The sequence below is a fragment of the Staphylococcus sp. NWU MKU2 genome, assembly GCF_033283605.1.
GTDB lineage: Bacteria > Bacillota > Bacilli > Staphylococcales > Staphylococcaceae > Staphylococcus > Staphylococcus haemolyticus.
The window spans coordinates 1-19,025 of record NZ_JAVSMH010000013.1 but is presented as its reverse complement, the minus strand read 5'-3'; the positions used below and the strand labels follow the sequence as shown (position 1 = coordinate 19,025).

Annotated in this window: 16 protein-coding genes and 1 rRNA gene; all 17 read left to right on the top strand. The window is 34.1% G+C overall.

What is annotated here, in order from left to right:
- Positions 1 to 43 precede the first annotated feature (43 nt).
- The gene (gene pth, locus SBL15_RS12395) at positions 44 to 616 is read left to right on the top strand and encodes an aminoacyl-tRNA hydrolase (RefSeq protein ID WP_011276759.1); all 573 of its coding nucleotides are present in this window, start codon (positions 44 to 46) and stop codon (positions 614 to 616) included.
- Positions 613 to 4,122, top strand: a complete 3,510-nt coding sequence (gene mfd / locus SBL15_RS12390) for a transcription-repair coupling factor (protein ID WP_107636051.1) — start codon at positions 613 to 615, stop codon at positions 4,120 to 4,122. The genes pth and mfd overlap by 4 nt, the downstream gene beginning before the upstream one ends.
- A 64-nt stretch (positions 4,123 to 4,186) precedes the next feature.
- The gene (locus SBL15_RS12385) at positions 4,187 to 5,719 is read left to right on the top strand and encodes a polysaccharide biosynthesis protein (RefSeq protein ID WP_317956170.1); all 1,533 of its coding nucleotides are present in this window, start codon (positions 4,187 to 4,189) and stop codon (positions 5,717 to 5,719) included.
- Positions 5,719 to 6,909: a MazG nucleotide pyrophosphohydrolase domain-containing protein gene (locus tag SBL15_RS12380; RefSeq protein ID WP_107612174.1), complete on the top strand. Its 1,191-nt coding sequence runs from the start codon at positions 5,719 to 5,721 to the stop codon at positions 6,907 to 6,909. Before SBL15_RS12385 ends, SBL15_RS12380 begins: the two co-directional genes overlap by 1 nt.
- The gene (locus SBL15_RS12375) at positions 6,906 to 7,184 is read left to right on the top strand and encodes an RNA-binding S4 domain-containing protein (RefSeq protein ID WP_107612173.1); all 279 of its coding nucleotides are present in this window, start codon (positions 6,906 to 6,908) and stop codon (positions 7,182 to 7,184) included. Before SBL15_RS12380 ends, SBL15_RS12375 begins: the two co-directional genes overlap by 4 nt.
- A 20-nt stretch (positions 7,185 to 7,204) precedes the next feature.
- Positions 7,205 to 7,600, top strand: a complete 396-nt coding sequence (gene divIC, locus SBL15_RS12370; protein WP_053017952.1) for a cell division protein DivIC — start codon at positions 7,205 to 7,207, stop codon at positions 7,598 to 7,600.
- 128 nt (positions 7,601 to 7,728) lie between these two features.
- Positions 7,729 to 8,130: a S1 domain-containing RNA-binding protein gene (locus SBL15_RS12365; RefSeq protein ID WP_053017953.1), complete on the top strand. Its 402-nt coding sequence runs from the start codon at positions 7,729 to 7,731 to the stop codon at positions 8,128 to 8,130.
- Between the two features lie 226 nt (positions 8,131 to 8,356).
- The gene (tilS, locus tag SBL15_RS12360; RefSeq protein WP_182477400.1) at positions 8,357 to 9,649 is read left to right on the top strand and encodes a tRNA lysidine(34) synthetase TilS; all 1,293 of its coding nucleotides are present in this window, start codon (positions 8,357 to 8,359) and stop codon (positions 9,647 to 9,649) included.
- Between the two features lie 3 nt (positions 9,650 to 9,652).
- Positions 9,653 to 10,192: a hypoxanthine phosphoribosyltransferase gene (gene hpt / locus SBL15_RS12355; RefSeq protein WP_011276752.1), complete on the top strand. Its 540-nt coding sequence runs from the start codon at positions 9,653 to 9,655 to the stop codon at positions 10,190 to 10,192.
- Between the two features lie 262 nt (positions 10,193 to 10,454).
- The gene (gene ftsH / locus SBL15_RS12350; RefSeq protein ID WP_317956158.1) at positions 10,455 to 12,638 is read left to right on the top strand and encodes an ATP-dependent zinc metalloprotease FtsH; all 2,184 of its coding nucleotides are present in this window, start codon (positions 10,455 to 10,457) and stop codon (positions 12,636 to 12,638) included.
- 236 nt (positions 12,639 to 12,874) lie between these two features.
- Positions 12,875 to 13,759, top strand: coding sequence for an Hsp33 family molecular chaperone HslO (hslO, locus tag SBL15_RS12345; RefSeq protein WP_107612170.1), 885 nt, complete (start codon positions 12,875 to 12,877; stop codon positions 13,757 to 13,759).
- Positions 13,760 to 13,962: 203 nt separating this feature from the next.
- Positions 13,963 to 14,895 carry a cysteine synthase A gene (cysK, locus tag SBL15_RS12340; protein WP_317956156.1) on the top strand — a complete coding sequence of 311 codons (933 nt, stop codon included), beginning with the start codon at positions 13,963 to 13,965 and terminating at the stop codon, positions 14,893 to 14,895.
- A gap of 232 nt (positions 14,896 to 15,127) precedes the next feature.
- Entirely contained in the window at positions 15,128 to 15,931 is an 804-nt protein-coding gene (gene folP, locus SBL15_RS12335) for a dihydropteroate synthase (RefSeq protein ID WP_053017956.1), read from the top strand.
- Complete coding sequence (gene folB / locus SBL15_RS12330) at positions 15,909 to 16,274, top strand: dihydroneopterin aldolase (RefSeq protein WP_053017957.1); 366 nt, start codon at positions 15,909 to 15,911, stop codon at positions 16,272 to 16,274. Before folP ends, folB begins: the two co-directional genes overlap by 23 nt.
- Positions 16,275 to 16,754, top strand: a complete 480-nt coding sequence (gene folK, locus SBL15_RS12325; RefSeq protein WP_053041944.1) for a 2-amino-4-hydroxy-6-hydroxymethyldihydropteridine diphosphokinase — start codon at positions 16,275 to 16,277, stop codon at positions 16,752 to 16,754.
- A gap of 203 nt (positions 16,755 to 16,957) precedes the next feature.
- Positions 16,958 to 18,448, top strand: coding sequence for a lysine--tRNA ligase (gene lysS / locus SBL15_RS12320; RefSeq protein ID WP_053017959.1), 1,491 nt, complete (start codon positions 16,958 to 16,960; stop codon positions 18,446 to 18,448).
- Between the two features lie 503 nt (positions 18,449 to 18,951).
- Positions 18,952 to 19,025 (top strand): 5S ribosomal RNA (gene rrf, locus SBL15_RS12315); the annotation flags it as partial.

Here is a 19,025-nt window from a genome sequence, read left to right as displayed (position 1 = left end):
TCAGTTAGTCGTTATAAATGAATCACAATGGAGGTAACATCGTATGAAATGTATTGTGGGTCTTGGGAATATAGGCAAGCGATTTGAGTTAACAAGACACAATATCGGTTTTGAAGTCATTGATTACATTTTGAAGAAACATAATTTCTCATTAGATAAACAAAAATTTAAAGGTGCTTATACTATTGAACGTTTAAATGGTGACAAGGTTCTATTTATTGAACCAATGACTATGATGAATCTTTCTGGTGAAGCAGTAGGGCCATTAATGGATTACTATAATGTTGAAGTGGAAGATTTAATCGTCTTGTATGATGATTTAGATTTATCTCAAGGTCAAATCCGCTTGCGTCAAAAGGGTAGCGCTGGAGGACATAATGGTATGAAGTCTATCATTAAACATTTAGGTACAGATCAATTTAAACGAATTCGTATTGGCGTAGGGAGACCAACGAATGGTATGTCAGTACCTGATTATGTATTACAGAAATTTTCAAAAGAAGAGATGATTACTATGGATAAAGTGATTGAACATTCAGCACATGCTGTGGAAGCTTTTATTGAAAGTTCACGCTTCGACCATGTAATGAATCAATATAATGGAGAAGTCAATTGAGACCTATCATTTCAGATTATATTCAAAATGATAAACGTTTCCAGGAACTCGATGATGTATTCGGTCATCAAAACATTCTTGTTACTGGTCTCTCTCCCTCTGCGAAAGCTACGATTATCGCTGAAAAGTATCTAAAAGATCAAAAACAAATGTTGTTAATCACTAACAACTTATATCAAGCAGATAAATTAGAAACTGATATTTTACAATATATCGATCATTCTGAAGTTTATAAATATCCTGTACAAGATATTATGACTGAAGAATTTTCAACGCAAAGCCCTCAACTTATGAGTGAACGTGTAAGAACACTGACTGCATTAGCTCATAATAAGAAAGGGTTATTTATCGTTCCTTTGAACGGATTGAAAAAGTGGCTCACACCATTTGAACTTTGGAAAGATCATCAAATTACCCTTAGAGTAGGCGAGGATATAGATGTCGATGAATTCTTAAATAAATTAGTGAATATGGGATATCGTCGTGAAAGTGTTGTATCACATATCGGCGAGTTCTCATTGCGTGGAGGCATTATCGATATTTACCCTCTCATAGGTCAACCTGTTCGAATAGAATTGTTTGATACAGAAGTTGATTCAATTCGTGACTTCGATGTTGAGACGCAACGTTCAAATGACAATATTGAAGAAGTTTCAATCACAACAGCAAGTGATTACGTTATTACAGATGATGTCATTCAACATTTACAATCAGAATTGAAGACCGCATATGAAACAACACGACCAAAAATTGACAAGTCTGTTCGTAATGATTTGAAAGAGACATATGAAAGTTTCAAGTTATTTGAAACAACGTTTTTTGATCATCAATTATTACGTCGTTTGGTGGCATTTATGTACGAGCAACCTTCAACGCTTATTGACTATTTTGCGAAAGACGCCATCATTGTAGCTGACGAATATAATCGTATTAAAGAAACTGAAAAGACGCTAACAACTGAAGTGGACGATTTCATTCAGAACTTAATAGAAAGTGGAAACGGATTTATCGGTCAATCATTTATGCAATATGATGGTTTTGAGTCGTTATTGAAAGATTATCCAGTGACGTACTTCACTTTGTTTACGTCCACTATGCCTGTTCAGTTACAACATATTATTAAGTTTTCTTGTAAACCAGTACAACAGTTTTATGGGCAATACGATATTATGCGTTCTGAATTCCAACGCTATGTACACAACGACTATCATATCGTGGTGTTAGTAGAAACTGAAACGAAAGTTGAACGAATTCAATCGATGTTGAATGAGATGCATATACCAACTGTTACTAATGTTCACAATGACATTAAATCTGGCCAAGTCGTTGTTACAGAGGGCAGTCTTTCAGAAGGTTTCGAATTACCTTATATGCAACTTGTTGTTATAACTGAGAGAGAATTGTTCAAAACAAAACAAAAGAAGCAGCGTAAACGTACTAAAACTTTATCTAATGCTGAAAAAATCAAGTCATATCAAGACCTTAATGTTGGTGACTACGTCGTACATGTACATCATGGGGTAGGGCGTTATCTTGGTGTTGAAACTTTAGAAGTTGGAGATGTTCACCGAGATTATATTAAATTGCAATATAAAGGCACAGACCAACTCTTTGTACCAGTCGATCAAATGGATCAAGTTCAAAAATATGTTGCTTCAGAAGATAAGTCGCCTAAATTAAATAAACTTGGTGGCTCAGAATGGAAGAAAACAAAAGCTAAAGTTCAACAAAATGTCGAAGATATTGCTGATGAATTAATCGCATTATATAAAGAACGTGAAATGTCGGTAGGTTATCAATATGGTGAAGATACCGCTGAGCAAAGTGCATTTGAAATGGACTTCCCATATGAATTAACGCCTGACCAAGCGAAATCGATAGACGAAATTAAAGGTGATATGGAACGCGAGCGACCAATGGATCGTCTATTATGTGGTGACGTAGGTTATGGTAAAACAGAAGTTGCTGTTAGAGCAGCTTTTAAAGCAGTAATGGAAGGGAAACAAGTTGCATTTCTTGTACCTACAACGATTTTAGCGCAACAACATTATGAAACGTTAATTGAACGAATGCAGGATTTTCCGGTACAAATTGAATTGATTAGTCGATTCCGTTCAACTAAAGAAGTCAAAGAAACTAAAGAAGGTCTTAAATCAGGATACGTTGATATTGTTGTTGGAACACATAAATTGTTAGGCAAAGATATTCATTATAAAGATTTAGGATTATTAATTGTCGATGAAGAACAACGTTTTGGTGTACGTCATAAAGAACGTATTAAGACAATGAAGACGAATGTAGACGTACTGACGTTAACGGCAACGCCTATTCCTAGAACATTACACATGAGTATGCTAGGTGTACGGGATTTATCAGTCATTGAGACACCTCCAGAAAATCGCTTTCCTGTACAAACTTATGTGTTAGAACAAAATAGTAATTTTATTAAAGAAGCTTTAGAACGAGAATTATCACGTGATGGACAGGTATTCTATTTATACAACAGAGTTCAATCCATTTATGAAAAACGTGAACAATTACAGATGTTAATGCCGGATGCTAATATTGCCGTTGCACATGGTCAGATGACAGAACGTGATCTTGAAGAAACAATGCTAAGCTTTATTAATGGCGAATTTGATATTTTAGTGACTACAACGATTATTGAGACAGGTGTAGATGTACCTAATGCGAATACTCTAATCATTGAAGAAGCAGATCGCTTTGGATTAAGTCAATTGTATCAATTGCGCGGTCGTGTAGGACGCTCAAGTCGAATTGGCTATGCATACTTCTTACATTCTGCGAATAAAGTGCTAACTGAAACTGCAGAAGAAAGATTACAAGCTATTAAAGAATTTACTGAATTGGGTTCAGGATTCAAAATTGCCATGCGAGATTTAAATATTCGTGGTGCCGGAAACTTACTAGGTAAACAACAACACGGCTTTATTGATTCGGTTGGCTTTGACCTGTATTCACAAATGTTAGAAGAAGCGGTTAATGAAAAACGTGGTATTAAAGAAGAAGAACCAGATGCACCAGAAGTAGAAATGGAACTTAACTTAGATGCCTATTTACCTGCAGAATACATTCAAAATGAGCAAGCAAAAATTGAAATTTATAAAAAACTACGTAAAGTCGAAACAGAAGAACAATTATTTGATATTAAAGATGAATTGATAGATCGATTCAATGATTATCCAGTTGAAGTTGAACGTTTACTTGAAATGGTTGAAATTAAAATACATGCGCTACATGCAGGGGTAACTTTAATTAAAGATAAAGGTAAGCAAATTGAAGTGTCATTATCAGCGAAAGCAACAGAACAAATGAACGGCGAAGAACTGTTTAAACAAACACAACCTTTAGGACGTGCAATGAAACTAGGTGTTAAAGAAAATCGCATGCATGTAACACTTACCAAGTCTAAGCAATGGTTAGATAACTTGAAATTCCTTGTGAGATGTCTTGAAGGAAGTATGGTTATTGAAGATGAAAACTAAAAGCATATCAGAATCTAAATCTACACAATCGTTATCATCTAAGAGTTCAAACGAGTTCAAATACATTGAACCCTCTAACCACACAGCGTTCAATGGCGTTGTGATTCTAACCCTTGCACTCATCATAGTTAAAATTTTAAGTGCAATTTACAGAGTGCCTTACCAAAATGTTCTCGGAGATACTGGGTTGTATGCTTATCAACAAATATATCCAATTGTGGCGCTAGGTATGATTTTATCTATGAATGCTATTCCAAGTGCGGTAACGCAAACGCTGGGTATTAATGGACAACCGTCTTCGTTTTCAAAAGTGCTAATACGATTTCAAACGTTAGGCATAGTAATATTTTTAATGCTCTTATTATTAGCGCATCCAGTGGCTATATTGATGGGAGATTCAAGACTTGCACCTATGATACGAATGGCAAGTTTGAGTTATTTATTTATTGGTATATTAGGTGTGTGTCGTGGTTATTATCAAAGTCAAAGACGTATGAATATACCCGCTATTTCCCAGGTTATTGAACAAATCATTCGTGTTGGTCTCATCATTGTAGCCATTGGTTTATTTATGATTAAAGATTGGTCAATATATCAAGCAGGAACGATTGCTATTTTAGCTTCTGCACTTGGTTTTTTAGGTTCAAGTCTCTTTTTAATAGTTATGAAACCCTTCTCTTTTAAGATGCAGAATTTATCAGCAAATATACCTTGGAAAGACTTGCTTATGGCTACACTTGTATTTGCATTGAGCCAATTATTGGTCATATTATGGCAATTTATAGATAGCTTTACAATTGTTCACACACTACAATCACACGGCCTACATTTTAAAGAAGCAATCATGCAAAAAGGAATTTATGATCGTGGGACTTCATTTATACAAATGGGTTTAATTGTTACGACAATTTTTAGTTTTGTATTAATCCCACTTTTAACTGAAGCAATCGAACAACGAAATCAAATTAAAATGAATCGTTACGCTAATGCATCGCTTAAAATCACTATATTAATTAGCTCAGCAGCTGGTATAGGATTAATTAATTTATTACCTATGATGAATGCAGTCTTCTTTAAGACTAATAGTTTAGGCTTTACACTTGGATTCTATATGTTAACGGTTATCTGTGTATCGCTTATAATGATGGATATTGCATTATTACAAGTACTCAATTGCATTCGTCCGATATTGATTGGTGTAACTATTGGCTTAGTAGTGAAAGCGATACTCAACGTCCTATTGATTCATCATTATGGTATTGCTGGCGCTAGTATTAGCACTGTTTTGTCCCTTATTTGTTTTGTAATTATACTGCATAAAGAAGTGCTTAAGCAGTATCATTTTAGTCAAATGAAACCATTCATTTTAAAAATGTTTACTGCGCTTGTCATCATGACGATAATCATTCAAATTATTATGCAGGTATTACCTCAAGTGGGACGTATAGGTGGACTTATAGAGTTAGTTGTTGTGGCAATCATAGGCATTGCCGTATTATTAATATTAGTTATATATATGAACATCTTAGGTTATAGAGAATTAAAACATTTGCCATTTGGCGAAAAGCTTTATCATATAAAGAAAGGACGACATTAATGACACATACAATTACAATTGTTGGTTTAGGAAACTACGGTTTAGATGAGTTGCCACTTGGTATATATCGTTTTTTAATACAACAACCGCTTGTTTATACTAGGACACTAGACCATCCTGTAATTAATCAATTACAAGATGAACTTAAATTCGAAAGTTTTGATACTATTTATGAAAAGAATGAAGATTTCGATTCTGTGTATAAACAAATTGTTGATGTATTAATAGAAAAAGCGCAATCACAAGATGTTGTCTATGCCGTACCTGGACATCCACGTGTAGCTGAAACGACGACGGCCAAGTTGTTAGACTACAATAACCATCATCAAGACGTGAATGTTAAAATGCTAGGTGGTAAAAGTTTTATTGATGATATCTTCGCAGCGATTAACCAAGATCCTAACGATGGTTTCACTTTGTTAGATGGTACAGCATTAACCGAACAGTTATTAAATGTGCGTACACATACACTTATTACTCAGGTATATAGTGCTATGGTTGCAGCAGATATTAAAATTACTTTGATGGAACAATATCCAGATGATTTTCCAGTCAAAATAGTGACTGGCGCACATAGCACTGGCGCCTCTGTACTAGAGGTACCTCTATTTGAACTTGATCATCACGAAGACGCATTTAATAATTTAACGAGTGTCTACGTTCCTAAAGTGACAAATGATGAAGCATTATATCGAAACTTTGATTATGCAGTAGAGATTATAGATCGCTTAGTCGATGATGAAACTGGTTGCCCATGGGATCGTGTTCAAACTCATGACTCCCTCAAACGCTATCTATTAGAAGAAAGCTTTGAATTATTCGAAGCAATTGATAATGAAGATGATTGGCACATGATAGAAGAATTAGGAGATATTTTACTTCAAGTTCTCTTACATGCAAGTATTGGCAAAAAAGAGGGCTATATGGACATTCAAGAAATCATTGAAAGCTTAAGTGCTAAGATGATTCGCCGTCATCCACATATTTTTGGTGATGAAAAAGCGGCATCGATAGAAGAATTAAATGACATTTGGCAGACAGCTAAAAGTAAAGAAGGTAAAGCACCACGGGTTAAATTTGAGAAAGTATTTGCAGACCACTTCATGGCATTGTATGATAAAACCAAAAATAAGGATTTTGATGAAGAAACCCTTAGAAACTTTTTGCAACAAGGGGAGAAAGATTCATGAGATTAGATAAATATTTAAAAGTATCGCGACTTGTTAAACGTCGTACTTTAGCGAAAGAGATAAGTGATCAAGGACGTATTACCGTTAATGGAAATGTAGCTAAAGCTGGAACAGATGTTAAGGTAGAAGATGAATTAGTTATTCGTTTCGGACAAAAGCTTGTTACAGTTAAAGTAACTGGTTTAAGTGAACATGCTTCTAAAGAAAACGCTAAAGGTATGTACAATTTAATTAAAGAAGAACGTATTAATCAGAACCAATTTGAAGAAGAATAGACTGAAGGAGGTGACAAGCAATGAGTAAAAAGGTAGAAGAAATAGGGAATCAGTATACCTCCGAAAAGAATCGAAAGAAGCAACGACAACAAAAGAAAATGCGCGTTGTTAGACGAAGAGTAACTGTATTCGGTGGGATATTATTAGCAATCATAATTATTCTATCCATCATGCTTGTCGTCCAAAAACAAAGCAATGATAAAGCAGCAGTTGAGCGTAAACATAAAGAGGAACAGTTTCAGAAAAAGCAAGACGAGGAAATCGCATTAAAAGAAGAACTTAGTAATTTAAATAATAAAGACTACATAGAGAAAGTAGCAAGAGATGATTATTACCTGAGCAATAAAGGTGAAGTTATTTTTAAATTGCCTAATAGTGATGATGATTCTAAGTCTAAATCCTCTAATGACAACTGATAACATTAAGGATAATCGTTTTTCTTAAATAAGAATGAATTATCTGGTTTTATAGCATTGTGAAAATATTAAAACAGGAATATAATAAGGTTAAAATCGAATCAAAATCGGGAGGATTTATTTAGAATATGTCAATCGAAGTAGGAAACAAGCTAAAAGGTAAAGTTACTGGTATCAAAAAATTTGGTGCATTCGTAGAGTTACCTGAAGGGAAAAGTGGCTTAGTTCATATCAGTGAAGTGGCTGATAACTATGTTGAGAATGTTGAAGATCACCTATCAGTTGGAGACGAAGTTGAAGTTAAAGTCTTATCTATTGCAGATGACGGTAAAATTAGCCTTTCAATAAAAAAAGCAAAAGATCGTCCTCGTAGACCACAACATAAATCAAATCACAATAGACCACCACAACAAAAAGGTGAAGATTTTGAAAAGAAATTAAGCAATTTCTTAAAAGATAGTGAAGATAAATTAACATCTATTAAACGACAAACTGAATCAAGACGTGGCGGTAAAGGTTCAAGACGCTAATTTATAATAAATTATTTATATAACAATTGATAATAGCAAAAGTAACATTCACCGTAAGATAAACAATTGGCGTCTTATCGAATTGCTCTTTAATTTATGTAAGATATGTTATTTTTGCGGGGTGGAACTTAAAATTCAACAATGAATTTTAGTTCCACTCTTTTTTTGATGACTACATTGTAATATTGCAATAAGGTATATTCATGTTATTAAGGAGGTCTTTGTGTTGAAAGTTAATACGTCACTATGGAGCAATACTGATCATGTTGTGATTGCTGTTTCGACAGGTATAGATAGTATGTCACTCTTACACAATTTACTTTCACAATCATCTCGTACTTACAAACAATTGACCTGTCTACATGTTAATCATGGCTTACGAGAAGCATCACATGAGGAAGAAGCGTTTATAGAAGCATTTTGTAAACAATATGAGATACCTTGCTATGTAAAGCATTTGAATTTAACGGATGTAGTAGCGCAAGGGAAGAGTATACAAGCTGATGCTCGACAATTGCGTTATGAGTGGTTTGACGAAATGATGAAAAGGTTAGATGCGGATGTATTACTTACAGCACATCATTTAGATGACCAGCTAGAAACAATCTTCTATAGATTATTTACGGGACGTTCTACACGAAGTACTCTAGGGATAGATGTTCAATCAATTCGTAATCATTACACAATATGTCGGCCATTACTTGAAGTTTCAAAAGAAGACATACGCGACTATCAGCACAAATATCAAGTTCCTTATTATGAAGATAGCTCAAACAGTGACAATAAATATGTTAGGAATGACATTCGCAATCGACTATTACCAGCGATTAATCAAAATGCAGATCTTGATAGCACGCATCTACTAAAATTAAAACGTTGGCATGATATTCAATTACAAGAGAGTCGAAAAAAAGCCCAATCCTTTATAGAGAATGATTGTCTAATTAATAAAAATGGAACTCAAATACAATTTTCACGAAATATATTTAATCAACTTGATGATATAACTAAAATGATATTGTTAGATCAGCTCTTCGAACAACTTCAGTTGAATAAGGCATTTTCAGAGAAACAATATCATGAATGGTTTGATCAGATTAGTAATGAAATCGCACAATTTGAGATATCCCTCACTGAAAAATGGATAATTCAAATAGCATATGATAAATTTATTATATTGGCGAAAAATGAGCCGTCATTATTAGATAATCAAATCGTGAATGATGCAGATACATATCGTTTCGGACAATATCTTGTTGTTATACATCCGACGATTCCTAAACAACAATTACCATTATTGATACGAACTCGCCACAATGGAGATAAAGTCGAACTAAATGGACAAAAAGGTCATAAAAAAGTGAGTCGTTTGTTTATAGATCACAAAATTCCAAATGATGTGCGCATGCAAATGCCATTAATTGAAGATCAATACCATCAAATTATTGCTGTAGGTAATTTATATATTGCTAAAGCATATAATCAACATATAGAAATCAAAAAAATTGGAGATGAATAACGAATGAAAGACGATTTAAAAGAAATATTGTTAACTGAAGAAGATATACAAAATATTTGTAAAGATTTAGGAGAACAATTAACTAAAGATTATAAAGATAAACCACTTGTATGCGTGGGTATTCTAAAAGGTTCTGTTATGTTTATGGCAGACCTAATTAAACGCATCGACACACATTTAGCAATTGATTTTATGGATGTTTCAAGCTATCATGGCGGAACTGAATCAACTGGTGAAGTTCAAATCTTAAAAGATTTAGGTTCATCTATTGAAAATAAAGACGTCCTAATCATTGAAGATATTTTAGAAACAGGTACAACATTGAAATCAATTACTGAATTATTGCAATCACGTAAAGTTAATTCACTTGAAATTGTTACATTACTGGATAAACCAAATCGTCGTAAAGCTGATATTGAAGCTAAATATGTTGGTAAGAAAATTCCTGACGAATTTGTTGTAGGTTATGGATTAGATTACGCTGAACATTATCGAAATTTACCGTATATCGGCACATTAAAACCAGAAATTTATAACAAATAAGTGAAATTCATTTAGATGTTAATTTAATTAAATCGTGTTTAAGATATAATAACTATACTTAATAAATGAATTAGTGTAGACTCATTTTATATGCTTAAACACATTTTAAAAACTTATCGTTTTTTAGAGAATTTAAGTTTTAAAAAGTTTGATAACACAAGGATTTTGAAAAGTATTACAAAAGTTGAAATGCTAGCCTTTAAGAGAAGTGTTGTGTTACAATTTTTGTTAGCTTTATTATAGAAATAGGAGGAAATGACGCATGCAAAAAGCTTTTCGCAATGTGCTTGTTATCGCAATTATTGGCGTTATTATATTCGGCGTATTTTCTTACATAAATGGGAATGGCAATACACCGAAACAACTTTCCTATTCACAGTTTGTAGAGAAATTGGATAAAGGTGATTTAAAGACCTTAGAAATCCAACCTGAGCAAAATGTGTACTTGGTAAGTGGTAAAACAAAAAATGATGAAGATTACTCTTCAACGATTTTATACAATAACGAAAAAGACTTACAAAAAATTACAAATGAAGCAAAAAGCCAAAAAGGACTAGATTTTAAAGTTAAAGAGGAAGAGAAACAAAGTGTCTTCGTAAGTATGTTGACAACATTAATTCCTGTATTAATTATTGCTTTCCTATTCATTTTCTTCCTTAGCCAAGCACAAGGCGGCGGCGGTGGCGGTCGTATGATGAACTTTGGTAAATCCAAAGCTAAAATGTACGATAACCAAAAACGTCGTGTACGATTCTCAGATGTCGCTGGTGCAGATGAAGAAAAACAAGAATTAATTGAAATAGTAGATTTCTTAAAAGATAATAAGAAATTCAAACAAATGGGTTCAAGAATACCTAAAGGTGTATTACTTGTAGGCCCTCCTGGTACAGGTAAAACATTATTAGCACGTGCCGTAGCTGGTGAAGCGGGTGCACCTTTCTTCTCAATCAGTGGTTCAGACTTTGTTGAGATGTTCGTTGGTGTCGGTGCAAGCCGTGTGCGTGACTTATTCGAAAATGCGAAAAAGAATGCACCATGTATTATCTTTATCGATGAAATTGATGCAGTAGGACGTCAACGTGGCGCAGGTGTTGGTGGCGGTCACGATGAACGTGAACAAACGCTTAACCAATTACTAGTTGAAATGGATGGTTTCGGTGAAAACGAAGGTATTATCATGATTGCTGCAACTAACCGTCCTGATATCTTAGACCCAGCGTTACTACGCCCTGGTCGTTTCGATAGACAAATTCAAGTTGGCCGTCCAGATGTTAAAGGTCGTGAGGCTATTCTTCACGTACACTCTAAAAACAAACCACTTGATGAAACTGTCGACTTAAAAGCTATTTCACAAAGAACACCTGGTTTCTCAGGGGCAGATTTAGAGAATTTATTAAATGAAGCATCTTTAATTGCTGCACGTGAAGGTAAAAACAAAATTGACATGCGTGATATCGAAGAAGCTACAGACCGTGTTATTGCTGGTCCAGCTAAAAAATCACGTGTTATTTCAGATAAAGAACGTAATATTGTGGCTCACCATGAAGCGGGTCATACAGTTATCGGTATGGTACTTGATGAAGCAGAAGTTGTTCATAAAGTAACAATTGTTCCTCGTGGACAAGCTGGTGGTTACGCAATGATGTTACCTAAACAAGATCGTTTCTTAATGACAGAACCTGAATTATTAGATAAAATTTGTGGTTTATTAGGTGGTCGTGTATCCGAAGATATCAATTTCCATGAAGTATCAACTGGTGCATCAAATGACTTCGAAAGAGCAACTCAAATTGCACGTTCTATGGTTACTGAGTATGGTATGAGTAAAAAACTTGGACCATTACAATTCTCATCTAGCGGCGGTGGACAAGTATTCTTAGGTAAGGATATGCAAGGTGAACCTAACTATTCTGGTCAAATCGCTTATGAAATTGATAAAGAAGTTCAACGTATTATTAAAGAACAATATGAACGTTGTAAACAAATCTTATTAGACCATGAAAAAGAACTTAAACTTATCGCTAAAACATTGTTAACAGAAGAAACATTAGTAGCTGAACAAATCCGTTCATTATTCTATGATGGTGTATTACCTGAAGTAGATTATGATGCTGCTCGTGTTGTTAAAGATGAAGATTCTGACTATAGCGAAGGTAAATATGGTAAATCTTACGATGATATCCGCGAAGAACAACTAGAAGAAGGTAAAGAAGACATGCGAGAAGATCGTAAAGAAGATAATGATATGAATCGCGAACGTAGACATCGTCAAAGAGATGATAGAGATAATCATGCAGGACATGATCAATTACGTGACGGTTCAAAAGGAGACAATGATCATCATCGTGGACATTCAAATAATGAAGAAGACACAGGTCATGAACAATCTCCAAATATTGATAAACCATATAATCCAAACGATCCAAACAACCCTAGCAATAGATAAGTTTAAACTGGATTATTATCTCCTTTGAGTAAGGCAATGCCCTTTAATCAAAGGAGATTTTTTAATATGTAGTGATCGTGAAAAAGACAATATTAGAGTTGAAAGCAAGTTACTTCATATTCTTATTAAACAAGTGTAGAATAAGTATCCTTAAAGGAAAAATATAGAAATAATTGAAAGATTAAAGCGTAAATAATATCAATATAAAAATAAATGTACTAAAGGAGTTTATAAGGATGACACATGATTATATCGTAAAATCATTAGCTTACGACGGAGAAATACGTGCGTACGCTGCGCTAACAACTGAATCAGTGCAAGAAGCACAAACACGTCATTACACTTGGCCAACAGCATCAGCTGCTATGGGCAGAACAATGACAGCAACTTTATTAATGGGTTCGATGCTTAAAGGTGAACAAAAATTAACAGTAACAGTTGATGGTAAAGGCCCTATTGGAAGAATCATTGCAGATGCAGATGCTGAAGGTAATGTACGTGCCTATGTGGATAAACCACAAACGCATTTTCCATTAAATGAACAAGGTAAATTAGATGTTAGAAGAGCAGTTGGTACAGACGGGTCCATCCAAGTAGTGAAAGATATTGGTATGAAAGATTATTTCTCAGGTGCAAGTCCGATTGTATCAGGTGAACTAGGAGAAGACTTCACATACTATTTTGCGACAAGTGAACAAACACCTTCATCAGTTGGTTTGGGTGTGTTAGTAAATCCTGACAATTCTATTAAAGCTGCTGGAGGATTTATTATTCAAGTAATGCCTGGCGCTAAAGATGAAACTGTAACAAAATTAGAAAATGCTATAAATAATATGCAACCCGTTTCTAAATTAATTGAACAAGGATTAACGCCAGAAGGTATTTTAAAAGAAATACTTGGTGAAGATAACGTTCAAATCTTAGAAACTATGCAAGCTCAGTTTGAATGTAACTGTAGTCATGAGAAGTTTCTAAATGCAATTAAAGGTTTAGGAGAAGCTGAAATCCAAGATATGATTAAAGAAGATCATGGCGCGGAAGCTATTTGTCACTTCTGTGGTAATAAATATAATTATTCAGAAGCTGAACTTGAAGACCTATTAGCTTCAATGAATGCATAATAAAAAATATACTAAAGGCGATAAACCATCATGTGTTTATTGCCTTTTTTATAGGGAAACTAAAATAATGTAAAAGTAAAATGTAACTTGAATCCTAAAATGAGAGAATTAACTTTGTCTTTTTAGAAAATTCTGATAGAATATAGTTATATCCGATAAAAAAACTAAGTTTTAAATATGAAAGTTAAAGGAGCGTTTTTTCAATGGCACAAAAACCAGTAGATAACATTACTCAAATTATTGGCAATACACCGGTAGTAAAATTAAGAAACTTTGTAGATGAAGATGCAGCAGATGTTTATGTAAAACTAGAATACCAAAATCCAGGTGGTTCAGTAAAAGACCGTATCGCATTAGCTATGATCGAAAAAGCTGAAAAAGAAGGAAAAATTAAACCAGGTGATACGATTGTAGAACCAACAAGTGGTAACACAGGTATCGGTTTAGCTTTCGTATGTGCAGCTAAAGGTTATAAAGCAGTATTTACAATGCCTGAAACAATGAGTTCTGAACGTCGTAACTTATTAAAAGCTTATGGTGCAGAATTAGTTTTAACACCAGGTTCAGAAGCTATGAAAGGCGCTATTAAAAAAGCAAAAGAATTAAAAGAAGAGCATGGTTACTTCGAACCACAACAATTCGAAAACCCAGCAAACCCTGAAATTCATGCGTTAACTACAGGCCCAGAATTAGTAGAACAATTTGAAGGTAAACAAATCGATGCTTTCTTAGCGGGTGTAGGTACAGGTGGTACTTTATCTGGTGTAGGTAAAGTCTTAAAAGAAAAATATCCTAATGTTGAAATCGTTGCTATAGAGCCTGAAGCATCACCAGTATTAAGTGGTGGTGAGCCAGGACCACATAAATTGCAAGGTTTAGGTGCAGGGTTCGTACCGGATACTTTAGATACAAATATTTATGATAGTATCATCAAAGTAGACAATGATACAGCTATGGAAACATCACGTCGCGTTGCTAAAGAAGAAGGTATCCTAGCAGGTATTTCTTCTGGTGCTGCAATTCATGCTGCAATTCAAAAAGCTAAAGAATTAGGTAAAGGTAAAACAGTTGTAACAGTATTGCCAAGTAATGGTGAACGTTACTTATCAACACCTTTATATTCATTCGATGATTAATTTTTAAACAATATTTATACGCTAGTGAAGCTTAATTTTGCTTCGCTAGCGTTTTCTTTTTGAAGAGATGAATACCTTGTTTTAAATTATTAAATACTTTGCATGTTTTTTGGCGATTATAAACACTGAAATGTTTAGAAAATGAGTGTATCATTAATATGTGACTATTAAGCAAAAGTAGATATTTTTCTACATATCATTTTCTAAAAGAACGAAGGGTGACGTGACAAGAATGACTAAAACAAAAATTATGGGAATATTGAATGTGACACCAGATTCATTCTCTGACGGTGGTAAGTATAATTCAGTGGATAAAGCGGTCAAACGTGCTAAAGAGATGATAGAAGAAGGTGTGGATATCATTGATGTCGGCGGTATTTCTACACGACCAGGATTCACAGAAATTTCAACGGAAGAAGAGATTGAGCGTGTAGTTCCTGTAGTGAAAGAACTTGCAAAATTAAATATTCAACTTTCAATAGATACATATCGTAGTGAAGTAGCGGAAGCGTGCTTAAAATTAGGTGCAACGATGATCAATGATCAATGGGCAGGGTTATATGATCCTAAAATACTTGATGTTGTGGCTGCTTACGATGCTGAAGTTGTATTAATGCATAATGGTGACGGACAACGCGAACAACCAGTTGTTGAAGAAATGCTATTATCACTTATTACTCAAGCGAACAAAGCAGAAATGGCCGGAATTCCAAAACATAAAATATGGCTAGATCCTGGGATTGGCTTTGCCAAAACACGTGATGAAGAAAATGAAGTAATGGCACGTTTAGATGAACTTGTAGCAACTGAGTATCCTGTTTTATTAGCAACGAGTCGAAAACGTTTTATTAAAGAAATGATTGGTACAGAAACTAAAGCGTTAGAACGTGATGAGGCGACAGCTGCTACAACAGCTTATGGTATAATGAAAGGCGTCAAAGCTGTGCGTGTACATAATGTGCAATTAAACGCTAGATTAGGTCAAAGTATGGATTTCTTAAAGGAGAATGAAGATGAACGACACAATCTTTCTTAATGGTATGAGATTTTACGCATACCACGGTGCTTTATCTGCTGAAAATGAGATAGGTCAAATCTTTGTAGTAGATGTTACGTTGAAAGTGAATTTAGAAGAAGCGGGACAATCTGATAATGTGATAGATACTGTGCATTACGGAGAAGTGTTTGAAGATGTTAAAGAAATCGTTGAAGGTCCACCATGTAATTTAATCGAACATCTAGCTGAACGTATTGCAAAACGTATAAATTCACACTATAATCGTGTAATGGAAACGAAAGTCAGAATCACTAAAGAAAACCCACCTATTCCTGGTCACTATGATGGCGTAGGTATAGAGATAGTGAGGGAGAATCGTTAAATGGTACAAGCTTATTTAGGTTTAGGAAGCAATATTGGTGATAGGGAACAGCAATTACAAGATGCTATAAAAATAATTGATAGTATTGAAGGGATTTCTGTGACTAAGATCTCTCCAATATATGAAACTGCACCAGTGGGGTATACTGAGCAACCCAATTTTTTAAATTTGTGTTTAGAAATTGAAACAGAATTGGAGCCCAAAGAACTTCTTAAATATTGCTTAGAAACCGAACAACGATTACATCGAGTTAGAGACATTCGTTGGGGTCCAAGGACATTAGATGTCGATATTTTATTATATGGAGATAAGGTTATAGAAGAAGATGACCTTGAAGTTCCCCACCCACGAATGGGTGAACGTGCTTTTGTATTAATTCCATTAAATGATATTGCATCAACACAAATAGAACCTCGTTCAAATACTCGTATCTCTGATTTAGTCATACCAGATGACACAGTGAAGAAATATAAAGGTTAAGAATTATTAATTATGCATTTAATTAATATTATTGAAATGCGAAAATAGTGAAGATCATACTTTGAAAGTGATACAGGTAATGTCAATTTTGTAAAACAATACAATTAAGTAACACTATATTAGTAATATGATATCCTATAAGCAATTTAGAAATAATCCATGGAACGATTTTCATTAAAATGAAATTTAAAGGAGAGAAAGTTATGTCAGAAGAAATGAATGACCAAATGCAGGTCCGTCGTCAAAAACTACAAGAATTAATTGATTTAGGAATCGACCCATTTGGAAAACGTTTTGAGCGCTCAGCTACTGCTAGTGAACTAAAATCACAATGGGATGAATTCTCAAAAGAAGAATTACATGATAAAGAAGATGAAAGTCATGTGTCGATTGCCGGCCGTTTGATGACTAAACGTGGTAAAGGTAAAGCTGGTTTCGCACATGTTCAAGATTTGACTGGTCAGATTCAAATTTACGTGCGTAAGGACCAAATTGGCGAAGAAGATTTCGACAATTTATGGAAAGGTGCAGACCTAGGCGATATTGTTGGTATTGAAGGTGTAATGTTCAAAACAAATACTGGCGAGCTATCAGTAAAAGCTAAGACATTCACTTTATTATCTAAAGCGCTTAGACCTTTACCTGATAAGTTCCATGGTTTACAAGATATTGAACAACGTTATCGTCAACGTTATTTAGACTTGATTACAAATCAAGATAGTACTCAAACATTTATTAACCGCAGTAAAATTATTCAAGAAATGCGTAATTACTTAAATAAACAAGGTTTCTTAGAAGTTGAAACACCAATGATGCATCAAATTGCAGGTGGTGCAGCAGCACGACCATTTGTTACGCACCATAATGCACTAGACGCTACACTTTATATGCGTATAGCAATTGAATTACATTTAAAACGTTTAATTGTTGGTGGCCTTGAAAAAGTCTATGAAATTGGACGAGTATTCCGTAACGAAGGTGTATCAACACGACATAATCCAGAATTTACAATGATTGAATTATATGAAGCATACGCTGATTATCACGATATCATGGATTTAACTGAATCTATGGTAAGACATATCGCTCAAGAAGTATTTGGTTCTGCAAAAGTTCAATACAATGAAGAGGAAATTGACCTAGAGTCTGCCTGGACGCGCCTTCATATTGTAGATGCAGTGAAAGAAGCTACAGGTGTAGACTTCTATCAAATTAAATCTGATGAAGAAGCAATCGCAGCAGCTAAAGAACATGGTATTGAAATTACTGATAATATGAAATATGGTCATATCTTAAATGAATTCTTTGAACAAAAAGTTGAAGAAACGTTAATTCAACCAACATTTATTTATGGACATCCAATTGAAATCTCGCCTTTAGCGAAGAAAAATCCAGAAGATCCTAGATTTACAGACCGTTTCGAGTTGTTTATCGTAGGTAGAGAACATGCGAATGCATTTACTGAATTAAATGATCCAATTGATCAACGTGAACGTTTTGAAGCGCAACTTGTTGAAAAAGCACAAGGTAATGATGAAGCGCATGAAATGGATGAAGATTATATTGAAGCTTTAGAATATGGTATGCCTCCAACAGGTGGTTTAGGTATCGGTATCGATCGCTTAGTTATGTTGTTAACTGACTCTCCATCTATTAGAGACGTATTATTATTCCCTTACATGAGACAAAAATAGATTAAATTAAATATTAGAGATTGAGATAAAGTTTAGGGTTTATTCAAATGTTAACCTAATATATCTCAATCTCTTTTTAATTTTGAGACAGTTATTGTTAATAAAAGAGGCAAAAAGAATAATTAGTTTTCGATTTATATAAAATTAAGAGATTAAATATAATGGTGTGATAAAGGGTTATTATCAAAGGGGGAGTTACAAAAGTAAAAAAGAGTAGAGAAGTTATTATAAAACAATATAAAAAAAGTGTAGTCAATATGCTTGTGATGTGCTAACATAGTAAAAGTGTTCAAAAGAAGCGGAACCGACAAATAATAAACTTGTTAAATAAAAAAAGTTTTAAAAATTAGTTGACTTTGCTTTTTGAATGTTGTAAGATATAAAAGTCGTCAAAAACGAAAGTTAATTTTGTAAAATACTTGTAAAGATAACTTTAACAAAGTGTAAAATTAACTATTGAAAATTAAAATAATCGACATTATAATTAATTGAGTAAGTTATTGTCTGGTGACAATGGCAAGGAGGTCACACCTGTTCCCATGCCGAACACAGAAGTTAAGCTCCTTAGCGCCGATGG